This is a genomic window from Desulfomicrobium apsheronum (assembly GCF_900114115.1).
GTDB lineage: Bacteria > Desulfobacterota > Desulfovibrionia > Desulfovibrionales > Desulfomicrobiaceae > Desulfomicrobium > Desulfomicrobium apsheronum.
In genome coordinates, this window is sequence record NZ_FORX01000011.1 from 119,812 (window position 1) to 130,768 (window position 10,957).

General features: G+C 57.8%; 1 protein-coding gene. It reads left to right on the forward strand.

All coding sequences use genetic code 11. The features are described from left to right. Window positions 1-741: 741 nt before the first annotated feature. A partial coding sequence (locus BMZ40_RS11600; RefSeq protein WP_092375735.1) for a cadherin-like domain-containing protein occupies window positions 742-10,957 on the forward strand: 10,216 nt, incomplete at its 3' end.

Sequence of the window (10,957 nt, forward strand, 5' to 3'; positions counted from 1 at the left end):
CCCAGGCAAAACATCCGCATTCGTTTATCTGGATAGCCAGTCTCCGTAGTAATTACGCAGTCAGCCGACTTCGCCACCGCGCCGAATCAGGGTAGCTTTGACTAATTCCGGGTATTGAGGCCTGCCCCGGACAGTCGCGTGCGCCGGCATGGGGGGGCACAGTTTGCGCGCAAGATGGCATGCACATTTTTTTTTAATATTTCACTCTAGATGTGAACGCCCCTTCAGCGCGCATCGATGTTCATGACCAGTTCCTGGCTTGTCAGGGCACTTTGCGCGCTCTTGCTTGCCACTTTCCTGACGTAACGGGCAGAGGCTGAATCGAAAACGAAACTGGAGGATACGCATGAGATGCTGGTTACCTGAATGTATATACAGGTCATTTCCATATGTTGCCGTCCTTGCAGGGCTCGCGGGCTGTATGGGTTGCACCGAGTCATGCGTGGCCTTGGGTGGAACGCTTGTGCTTTACGGGTGCAGCGTCATGTGCATGAGAAGATAGGGGCCGATTAAAAGCTGAGGGCGAACCCGTAATTGTCGCGTTTCTGCGCCAAGGCTTAGAAATGGATCAACCTTTTGTCGGTCCAATGATCCGTGTCCACCACAAGCCAGGCCTCGTCGGAGGATACCGAGTGAGTTGCAGGAGGCAAACACTACGCGTCCAGTGATTTTTGCAGGCAGATCAAATCATAAAACAGGCCGTCCGGCCAAAAGCATCAAACGTACATTACGAGAACAGCCATGAGTCATTCTTTTTTTCAGCTGGAACCGCGCCTTTTGTTTGACGCATCCACGGCCGATACCTCCGACCATATTCATGACGACGCAGGCGTGCACGCCGAGTTTCCGGGTTTGGCCTATGTCCAGGATGACGCCGGCGCCGCAGAAGCCAGGCACGATGCGGAACCGGCAGAGCAGGGCGGACAGGACTTGTCTTTAGCTGAAGCCCCACTCGTGGAAATATTTGTAATCGACGCATCGGTACATAACCCGGCTGAGATCGAAAAAAATCTGAGTCAGGATGCCGTTATCATCCGCCTGGACGCTGATGCCGATGGTATCACGGCCTTGAGCCAAGCCTTGTCCGCATACGGGCAGGTGGACGCCTTGCATGTTTTTTCTCACGGCAGCGACGGAGAGGTCCGCCTGGGCACGGCCATTTTGAATGACGCAACCCTGGCCGAACGTGCCGGTCAGGTCGCGGGGTGGAGCAGCTCCTTCAGCGAAAATGGCGATATGCTGCTTTACGGGTGCGACGTGGCCCAGAGTGAAAAGGGGCAGGCCTTCATTGGCGAGCTCGCCCGCCTCACCGGCGTCGATGTAGCTGCCTCCTCCGATGCCACTGGCGCGGCGGAGAAGGGTGGGGATTGGATTTTGGAATACCGGGTCGGCGACGTGGAAACGAGGGCCGTGGACGCGGATGGCTACCGCGACCTGCTGGCCACGCCGGTACTGGGAGGCATCACCGCGACGACGAATATCAACGATACCGCCACCACCACTCCCTTCTCCTCCGTGACCATTACCGACGCGGATGACAGCGACAGTCAGACCGTGACGATCACACTTGATACGGCCGCGAAAGGCGCTTTGTCCAATCTGGGCACAGGCAGCTTCGATGCCGGCACGGGCGTCTACACTTTCACCGGCACTGCAGACCAGGCCCAGGCTGCTGTTCGGGGGCTGGTTTTTACGCCGACCGAAAATCATGTCGCACCGGGCGGCACGGAAACAACCACCTTTACGATTTCCGTCAATGATGGCTCCACCACCGTCACGGACAGCGCGACCACAGTCGTCGTCACTTCCGTCAACGACACCCCGGTCGCCGTGGCTGATGACATCAGCGCCACGGAAGACACGGATGTCACACCCACGGGCAATGTCCTGAGCAACGACACCGACATGGATATCGGTGACACCAAGACCGTCATCGCCGTCCGCCTGGGCGACAGGGTCGGAGAAGGGGCAGCCGGGATTGTGGGCACCGCCCTCACAGGTACGTATGGGAAGCTGAATTTGGCTGCGAACGGCGACTATACCTATACGCTGGATAACAACAGTCTGTCGGTGCAGACCCTGGGCGCGGGACAGAGCCTGACTGAAAATTTCAATTACACCATGCGGGATGCGAATGGGTTAACCTCTGACGCCGTGATCACTGTCAGCATCCACGGTACCAACGACGCACCGGTGGGCACGGCGGCGAGCCTTGTTGTGACTACGCCGATCCCTGAAAATGCATCCGATGCCGAGAATCCAGGCGTCCTGGCCTCCACTTTGCTTCAGTCAGTGAGCAGGGCCTCCCTGGTCATCGATGTGGACAGCACCGACACCACGCCGGGCCTCGTCGCTTATGCCAGCAGTACCACCAACGGTATGACCGGAACGTGGCAATACCAACTCAGTGGCAGTTCGACCTGGAACGCTTTTACCCCGTCCATCAGTGAAGCCACCCTGATCCCCCATGATGCCTTGGTCCGTTTTGTGGTCGACAACAGCGGTATCGATTCCCAGGAATCCGGTAAGGCCACCTTGTCTTACCGTGTTTGGGACGCAAGCTCCGGCAGCGCGGGAGGCACGCTGGCAGTGACTTCCAGCGGGGGGAGCACGAGCATCAGCGACGCGTCCATTGATGCGACTTTCAACGTAGCCGCGCGCAATGATGCACCGACGTTGACTCCGCTACAGCTTGACCTGAACGAAGGCGCAACCGCGGTCATCACTACCGCGACCCTCCCCCTGCTTGATCCGGACAACGCTTCCGAACAGCTCACCTACCGTGTCGAGGTCCTGCCCACCCATGGACAACTGCTCAAAAACGGCATTCCGGTTTTGGTTGGCTCGTTGTTCACCCAGGCCGACATCATTGCGGGCACAATCAGTTACAGGCATACCGCCAGCGAACTTTCGCTCGACCAAGTGGATAGCGTGAGTTTTTCCGTGCGTGACGGCGCAGGTGGAGTCATCTCCAGCGTGAGTCTTCCGATCCAAATTCACGATGTGAACGCCCAGATTGCCATCACCGGGGCGTCCCAATCCGTTTTGGAATACGTTTCCGGCCCGGCAACCTACACGGAACTCAACCTGGGACTGAATGACGCCGATGGCAATGCGAATCTCATGACCCTGACCATAAACACGTTGCCCGACGCAGCCGTTGGCAAACTCCAATATTGGAATGGAAGCGCATATGTGGACGTGACTGCCGGCACCGCGCTGACCCAGGCTGCTCTTCTCGCGCATCCACTGCGTTTCATCTCCACGGGTGCGGAACCAAGCGCGCATCCGTCGGCCACATTTACGGTCACGGCCACAGATGGACATACAAGCCTGACCCCCACAACGGCCAGCAGTGACATAACTATTACCATCATGGCGCAAAATGATCCGCCTTCTCCTGAAACCCAAACATTGCCCGTCAACACGACCACGCCCAATCCCGCGATCACCACTGCGTATCTCACGGCCACTGATCCGGATAGCCCGGACAGCAAGCGTGTCTACACGGTCAGCAGCAATCCTGCCTACGGTGCCCTATACCTCAATGGCATACAGATCGGTGTTGGCTCCACCTTTACTCAGGCCGATCTTGACGCAAATCATCTGACCTTCCATATCGACGGCGGCATTTTTGCCTCGGATACGCCTGATAGCTTCAATTTTCGAATCAATGACGGCGATGGCGGAGTCAGTTCTGGCACTCTGGATATCACCATCGCCGCCGGAACCTACACGGGCGGGGGAGGTCCTGGCGGCACCCTGACGGGATTGACTCCGGAGGGGCTGTTTACAACCGTGACCAGCACGATTCTGAACAATTCGGAAAGTTACACTCTGACCGACCTTCCGGACCATGGCACGCTGTATTTCAATGGAGTGGCTCTTGGCCTGAACGGCACTTTTGCTCAGGCGGACATTGATACCGGCGCGGTAGTCTACGTGCATGACGGCACGGAGCCAATCGATCATGCCTATGCCGACCCCTTCACCGTCTCACGGACAGGCGGCACGGTTAGCGGGTCTTCGAGCATTTCCCTGACCATCACTCCAGTCAACGACGCCCCGACCATCACGCAGACCAGCGGTGGAGCCACGCTCTTGGAGCACAACACCGCAGGTGGGGATGCGGATTCTTTTGATCTGACAGGTGTCAGCAACGCCGTAAAACTGACCATCGCCAATGTTCAGGCCCATGATGTGGAGAGCGGCCCGTCCGAGCTCTACTATGTGTTGGCACAATCTCCTGGAACGGCTGGTTCCATCAAACAATGGAATGACACGTCCTCGTCTTGGGTGGCCCTGGCGCAAGATGCCCGTTTTTCCGCCCAGGATGTCGCCGACGGTAAAATCGCCTATTTTCATGACCCGGCGTCAGAGGAGCGAAGCGTCAGCATTTCCGTATATCTGATCGATGGCGGCGTGGTCGAAGTGGGCGATGTCGTTATCAGTGGCAATGCAGTCTCCGAAAGAAATTATGCCACGGTGACCGATGGCGACACCAACAGTATTCAGATCACCAAGGGAAATGTGGCTCAAAGCCCAACGCGGACCATTACCTTTACCGTCAACAACGTGAACGACGCGCCCACCGCGTCGGACAAGAGTTTTACCGTGGAAGAAGGCGTGCCCTCCTTGTCCGGACAACTTGACGACAATCCCGGACGCATCCAGGTGCTGAACGCTTCGATCCTGTCTGCCAGCGATTCGGACAACGATCTGGCCATGGCCACCTATTTTATCAAAACCTTGCCCTCCTATGGCAGGATCGAGGTGGATACCAACAATGATGGCACCTTTGACAAAATCCTGGACGCCTCTGACCTGAGCGGATCGGGATACATTTTCACCAAGGCCCAGTTAGATGGCGGCAGATTGCGTTACGTGCAAGACGGCTCGGATCAGACTTTGGACAATTTCAGTTGGGGGTTAAACGATAACGCCACTGCCACTCCTGCGAATCAAGACAGCAACAGCGCCACGGTAAGCATCAACATCCTGCCGGTGAACGATCCGCCGATAGTATACAAGAATGAAGCAATCACGGTGACTGAAGGAGCCAGCTATACAATCACCACCGCATACCTTGGGTCAGGGATCACATCCGATATCGATTCCGACAACAGCGCCTTGCAGACCCAGTACCGCGTTACAACGCCACCTGTACAACACGGCACCCTGTATCTGGAGAAGGATGGGGTTATCACCATTTTGGGGACGGGTGCGTCTTTTACCTTGGCGGACATTCAGGCTGGATATCTCAAGTACACACACAACGGTTCGGACCCACACCTCAATAACTTTGAAGATGGCTTTGGTTTCACAATTTCCGACGCCTCTGGCATGACCGAACCTTCGGGCCATTTCAAAATCAACCTGACTGCGGTCAACGACGCTCCAACTCTGACCCCCAGCATCTTCGGCACCACGGAATATGTGGAAGACGCATCTCCGGTAGCCATCGGCAGCACGGTGGTTTTTTCCGATTCGGACCTCAAAGATGCGACAACACTCACGCCATCACTGGATGGCGGTACGCTTGAAATTGCCATCACCAATGCGCAGGCTGGCGATATCCTGTCCGTAATCAATGCTGGCTTGGGAGCGGGTCAGATCGGCGTGTCCGGCAACTCGGTCACCTTTGGCGACGTTCAGATCGGAACCATCGACAACACCAAGAACGGCGTATCTGGACAGACACTGCTTATCACCTTCAACAGCAATGTCACTTCCGATGCGGAGGTTCAGGCTCTGATTCGCGCCATCGGTTTTAGCAGCAGCGATACGGCCAATCCGGCGACCGTCACCCGCGACCTGACCATCAGCTATGACGCGGATGGAGCAGGCGGCGATGCCACCCAGACCGTGACCGGCACGGCCAGCGTGACGGTCACGCAGATCAACGACCGGCCGGTGCTGACCGCCGTGAACCCCAACCTCGGCACCTTCACCGAGGATTTGGCTGATCCTTATGTGACCACCACCGTGAGCACCTTGGTTGGTACCACTATCACGGATGTGGATACCGGGGCAGTGGAAGGCATCGCCATCACCGGTCTGGCCAATGCGGCCAACGGAAAATGGCAATACTCCACCAACGGCTCCACCTGGACCGACGTGGGCACGGTCACCGCCACCAGCGCACTGCTGCTGCGCTCCACCGATTCCATCCGTTTCGTTCCTGATGGCAAAAACGGCGGCACGGCGACCATCACCTACAAGGCCTGGGACCAGACCTCGGGCAACTTTGGAACCAAGGCCAACACCACCGCCAACGATATTCAGACCAGCGCCTTTTCCACGGCCACGGACACTGCCCAGATCACTGTCACTGACCTGAATGACGCGCCGACCGGAACTGGCAACCTGACCCTGACCAGTACGGTGGAAGACACCTCGAATCCGACCGGGGCAGTGATCAATACTCTGGCTGGCTTGAATTTCCAGGATGTGGATTCAGGCTCCAGTCTGGCTGGCGTTCTCATCGTCGGTAATTCCGCCAACGCAGGAACCCAGGGCGTCTGGGAGTATTCCACCGACGGCAATTGGAAATCCATTGGCACTGTGGCGGATGACGCCACGGCATTGGCTCTTTCCGCGACTACGCAAATCCGTTTTGTTCCGGCAGCAAATTATAACGGTACGCCTCCCGCGCTGACCACAAGGGCAGTGGACAATACCTATACGGGCTCTTTCAGTACCACCACCGACGGAACGGAAACCCGCAGCACTGTAAACAGTAGTGCTAATGGCGGAACCACGGCCATATCCGCCGCTACAAACACCATCAGCACAACCGTCGCGCCTGTAAATGATAGCCCTACGATCAGTGGCGATAAAACTATCAGTAGCAGTGTCACGGAAGGGAGCGCGCTGGTCATTTCGAATGCAGAGACAAGTCTGGTTGTGGTCGGAGACATCGAGGCCTCGCGCAATGAGGGCGGTACAAATCGTGGCCAGGTTTCGGTGACCATCGCCGTGCCCAATGGCACGACCCACGGCATCGTCACCCTGGGCAGCACCAGCAACGTAACCATTACGGGCGGCGCCAATTCTTCCGCCTCGGTGACCATCAAGGGCACATTGGAGAACGTCAACGCGGCGCTCAACGGACTGAGCTTCACTCCGGGTGATGACACCAACACTTCCGAAACCGTGACCGTAACGGTCAACGACCTGGGCAACAGCGGAACCGGGAACACCACGCCTTTGACCGCGACCCAGACGATTACGATTGGCGCTATCACCCCTGTCAATGACGCACCCACGGCCAGTGGCCCCTCTTCCGTGACGGCCACCGAAGACGTGCAGTTCAGCTTCACCGGCGGCAACACGTTGAGAATCGCCGACGTGGATGCCCGAACAGGAACGGTGGAAGTTGCACTTAGCATCCCAAGCGGAACGCTGGTCATGACAACGACCGGAGTGAGCGTGACCTCCGGGGTCAGCGGGAGTGGAGCCATTACGATCCGCGGTACGGTATCCGCCGTCAATGCGGCCTTGGGCACTCTCAAATACATCGGCGCTGCGGACGCGAACAGTAATAACATTAACGACAATAGCCGAACGCTGCACATGGTTGTCAGCGACTTAGGCAACAGTATCGGCGACAGTACAACAACGCATGGAACTGTTTCCAAGGATGTGCTTATCGTTCTGAATCCGGTGAACGATGCCCCTACACTGACCATTGCAGGGGGATCCGAAAGCCAGTCGCTCAATCAAAATACCCAGGCCTCCATCACCGGCATCACCGTGGCCGATTACAAGGATTCAGGGGATAGCGATTACGCAGTTACGGCCAAACCGACCCTCGTGATTACGGCGCTGCACGGTACCTTTGAGGCTTTTAACCAGGGTAATGTGAATGGTGTGCTTTCAAATGAGAACCGCACCATCACCTTGAGCAGTAGCAACATCGGTGCGGATTCTTTGACAGATATCAACGGCGTCATAACAGCTGGTTATCTGAAATATACCGCCGACAGCAACTTTTCCGGCACAGATACCTTGAGCCTCGTCCTGCATGATAACGGTAATTCAGGAGGCACGGACCGGACCTCCTCAGGAACCATTGCCCTGACTATCGCCGGTACGAATGAAGCGCCTTCGTTCGGCAGCCTGGACGCCACCCCGACCTTTGTCGAAGATGGACCCACCGTGATCCTGGATGACGATGCTATCTTGGTTGATCCGGAATTATCCGTGTACAACAACTGGGGCAATGCGGTGCTTACGCTGCAGCGCACCGGCCAAGCCGGCAACGCAGGCATTCCAGCCACGGATGATGTTTTTGGTTTGACCGGCAGTGGCAGCACCGGCGTGAACTTCAATGGCGGCAATATAAGAATTGCTTCCACTGCAGTGGGTACGTTCACCAATGCCGACGGTGTACTGACCATCACCTTTGCCGAAGGGACTACCACCGCCCAGGCCACGCAGGTACTAAGGGCCGTCACCTACCAGAACACCAATGACAATCCGCCGACTCAGGTCAGTATCGGCTATACGATCAACGACGGGGACACGGACGCGGATCGAGCCACCAATGGTCAGGGAACCGGCGGGCCCAAAACAGGCAACGGGTCCATCAACGTGACCATCGCGGCCAACAACGACACCCCGAGCCTGAACGTTCCTTCCACGGGATCCTACACGGAAGACGCCGCGTCTATCACCCTGGCCTCGGCGGCGACCCTCAACGACCCGGAACTCTCTTTCCTGGCGTCTCAGAACGGTGACTGGGAACGTGCAACTCTCTCCCTCAGTCGCAGAGGTGGAGCCATTGCGAGTGACGTTTTCGGAGTGACCGGTAGCGGTGACACCGGCGTGAATTTCGATGGTGGAAACATTCGGATCAACACCACGGCAGTAGGCACATTCACCAACGCGGGCGGTAAGCTGACCATCACGTTTGCGCATAACGCCACTTCGGCCCAGGTGGAGCAAATCGTCCGGGCCATCACCTACGAAAACACTCGCCAGAGTCTTGCCGCAGGGGAAACGGAACCCGTCGCGTTGGTCTGGACTTTGAACGACGGCAACACAGGCGACGCGAATACGCCAGGCCCGCAAGGCCTGGGCGGAGCCAAACAGACCACCGCCACAGAGACCATCACCCTGACCGGCGTGAATGACGCGCCGGTGCTGGCGGATACGGCGCTATCCATCACCGTGGCCGAAGATGCGGCGGCACCGTCTGGAGGTGTGGGCGTGCTGGTTTCAAGCCTGACGGGCGGCATTTCCGACGTGGACACCACCAACCCCAAGGGCATTGCCATCACTGGGCTTGATAGCATTCTGGGCACATGGCGCTACAGCACCAATGGCGGAACGACCTGGACATCCATTGATGCGGTTGCCGACAGCAGTAGCCTACTCCTTCGCTCCACGGACCGGATACACTTTCAGCCCACAGCCAATATCAACGGCTCAGTCAGCGCGGGCCTGACCATCCGCGCCTGGGACCAAAGCACGGGATCGGCGGGTGCGAAGGTCGATACAACCACTACTGGAGGCACAAGTGCATTTTCATCGGTGACCGACAACGTGGCCCTGACCGTAACAGCGGTCAACGATGCCCCAACGCGCACCCAGGAAAGCGTCGCGCTGACGCCTGTCGACGAAGACAGCACGAATCCATCCGGTTCGACGATAAGCAGTCTTTTCACCGCGGCCTTCTCGGATGCGACCGACCAGGTGACGGGAGGGTCCTCGGCCAACACTTTGGCCGGTGTAGCCATTGTCGGCAACGCGGCCACAGCCTCTCAAGGCACATGGCAGTATTTCAACGGTTCTTCGTGGACCAACATCGCCACCACCGTCAGCCTCACAAGCGCCACTCTGTTTGCTGAAAACACAGCTGTCCGATTTGTCCCCACAGCGGATTTTCATGGCACCCCCGGTGCCCTGACAACACGCCTCATTGACAGTTCCAGCGGTGCGGTGACCAACGCCACAGGAGTCAATATTGGTACGACGGGCGGCACGACTCGATTCAGCGACAGTTCCAACGAAGTGACCCTGACCACCGGCATCACGGCAGTCAACGACGCGCCCGTGGCTACGGGTTCGGCCACACTGAGCGCCATCGATGAGGACACGGCGAACGGGAGTATCCCCGGTGCTACAATCACCAGCCTCTTCGGATCCAACTACAACGACGTCACGGATAATAAATCCGGGATTACGGGTGGCGGCAACACCTCCACAACCCTTCGCGGCGTCATCATCACCGGGTACACGGCCGATGTGGCCAAGGGCGAGTGGGAGTACAAGACAGACTCCGGTCATTGGACGGCTCTGCCCTCTGTAGTGACCGACACTAGCGGGTTTGCAGTTGCGGCTGCAGATTCGCTGCGCTTCGTCCCCGTCGGTGATTATAACGGTGACGCACCGGATCTCGTCGTTCGACTCGTTGATGGCTCCGGAGCGGACATTGTCACTGGTGAAGGAGTGGAAAGCCGCGTCGATGCCTCTGGAAATGGCGATACCACGCGCTATAGCTTGAACACGGTAACATTAAGTCACACCATCACGGCCGTGGCGGACATCGCGGCCGACACCCAGACCGTGGACGAGGACGGCGATGTTACGACGAACCTGCTGATCAATGACAGCTTCGAAGGCACGCCGGTCATATCCAGCGTGACGCAGGGCACCAACGGTACGGTGGTGAACAACGGCGACGGAACGGTGAAATATACGCCGGGCGCCAACTTCAACGGCACCGACTCCTACACCTATACGGTGACCAGCGGCGGTGTGACCGAAACGGCCACGGTCAACGTGACCATCAACCAGATCGATGATCCGGCCACCATCGGCGGCGACATCTCCGGCTCCGGTGTCGAGGACGGCGGGGCCATCGCCGGCACTCTGACGGCCTCGGACGCGGCCGACGGCCTGACTGACGGCACGATCTTCAGTGTGACCACGGCCGCTGGCAACGGCATGG